Origin of the sequence: Achromobacter sp. SIMBA_011 (assembly GCF_046535435.1) — a bacterium.
Classification (GTDB): Bacteria; Pseudomonadota; Gammaproteobacteria; order Burkholderiales; family Burkholderiaceae_B; genus Achromobacter; species Achromobacter dolens.
Window position 1 is genome coordinate 1 of the sequence record NZ_JAWRWN010000045.1, and the last position, 483, is coordinate 483.

General features: G+C 63.8%; 1 pseudogene. It reads left to right on the plus strand.

The window, feature by feature from the left end:
- Window positions 1-34 precede the first annotated feature (34 nt).
- Window positions 35-483, plus strand: a pseudogene (locus SB816_RS29820) (formate dehydrogenase); the annotation flags it as partial.

The window sequence follows — 483 nt, forward strand, 5'->3', positions numbered from 1 at the left end:
TCACCCCAACCCCACAAAAACGCCCGAGACCACCATGCTACAAATGTCCCGGCGCCAGTTCCTGAAGGTGACGGCCACGTCGCTTGCCGGATCGAGTCTTGCCCTGCTGGGCTTTTCTCCGACGCAAGCGCTCGCCGAAGTCCGACAGTACAAGCTGGCGCGCACAGTCGAAACGCGCAACACCTGTCCATATTGCTCAGTCGGTTGCGGCATCCTGATGTACGGCCTCGGCGATGGCGCGAAGAACGCGCAGTCGAGCATCATCCACATCGAAGGCGACCCCGACCATCCGGTCAATCGCGGCACGCTGTGCCCGAAGGGTGCGAGCCTGATCGACTTCATCCACAGCCCGAACCGCCTGACGCGTCCCGAGTATCGCGCGCCGGGCTCGGACACGTGGCAGCCCATCTCGTGGAGCGACGCGCTCGACCGCATCGCGAAGCTGATGAAGGCCGACCGCGACGCGAATTTCGTCGAGACGAC